Source organism: Yinghuangia sp. YIM S10712, from assembly GCF_051388935.1.
Classification (GTDB): domain Bacteria; phylum Actinomycetota; class Actinomycetes; order Streptomycetales; family Streptomycetaceae; genus Yinghuangia.
In genome coordinates, this window is record NZ_JBPKBI010000072.1 from 1 (window position 1) to 1,280 (window position 1,280).

Genomic DNA, 1,280 nt, shown 5'->3' on the forward strand with positions numbered 1-1,280 from the left:
TGAGGTGCCCAAGACTTTCCGGACAGTGCCCCCAACTACAATTGGGGGTACTCGGAAGGACAGGTAATTGGGTCGCAGAAAGCCTTATTCTCAGGATTTCAAGGACGAGGCCGTCCGCATGGTGCTGGACGGACCCCGCCCGATCACGCACGTCGCGAGGGAACTCGGTATTCACGACACCACCCTGGGGAACTGGGTGGCCGCCTACAAGCGCCGGCATTCCGGGCTGGCGCCCGAATCGGCCGGTACTGGTACCGAACGGGAGCGAGAACTCGAACGCGAGGTCCGCAAGCTGCGCGAGCAGGTGGAGTTCCTCTCAAAAGCGACCGCCTTCTTCGCGAACGGGGACGATCGCTGATCCCGCTGTGGGAGCTGATCGACGCGGAGAGGGCGCATTACGCGGTCACCGACATGTGCGCGTGGTCGGGCGTGTCCACTTCCGGATACTACGAGTGGCGCGCCCGCCCGAATTCCGCGACCGCGGAACGCCGGGGACGACTCAAAACCATGATCGAGGAGATATTCCACGCCAACCACGAGACCTACGGTCACCGCCGGGTCCACGCGGTCCTGGCCCGCTCCGGCGAGCGCTGCAGCCCCGAGCTGGTCCGGCAACTGATGCGTGACCTGGGGCTGCGCGCCTGCCAGCCGCGGCCGTGGCGGCCGACGACCACCGAGGCGGACCGGCGCCACCGAATCCCCGACCTGGTCGGCCGCGACTTCACCGCCGCGGCCCCGGGCACGAAATTCGTCGGCGACGTCACGTACATTCCGACGTGGGAGGGATTCCTTTACCTGGCGACGGTGGTCGACTGCTTCAGCAGGAAAGTTGTCGGGTGGGCGATGGCGGACCACTACCGGACGCCACTTGTCGCAGCAGCACTTGACATGGCTGCCGCGAATATGGATATCCAGCCGAACGCCGTGTTTCACTCGGATCGCGGCTCGAATTACACCGCTCTTGACTTCGGCCGGAAGCTCACTAGCATGGGCATGCGCCAATCGGTCGGACGTACCGGGGTCTGCTGGGATAACGCGCTAGCGGAATCCTTCTTCGGTTCTCTGAAGAACGAGTGGCTGAACCGCTACGAGTTCGCCACCCGGGCCAAGGCCCGGCGCGAGGTAGTCCGATATATCGAGGGCTTTTACAACCGTCGGCGGTTGCATTCTTCGCTCGGTTACAGGACACCCCAGGAAGTCGAGGATGAGTACGCAACTCTGCGTCTCGCCGCGTGAAAACAACCCGCAAATTGACTGTCCGGAAAACGCGAGGCCCCTCA

1 protein-coding gene is annotated in these 1,280 nt (G+C 63.8%); it reads left to right on the forward strand.

Going from position 1 to position 1,280, the window contains the following annotated elements:
* The first annotated feature begins 118 nt into the window (after positions 1-118).
* A protein-coding gene (locus ACRX5W_RS33240) for an IS3 family transposase (RefSeq protein ID WP_436792122.1) occupies positions 119-1,236 on the forward strand; the annotation gives its coding sequence in 2 pieces (ribosomal slippage) (positions 119-317 and positions 317-1,236; 1,119 coding nt in all).
* Positions 1,237-1,280 lie beyond the last annotated feature (44 nt).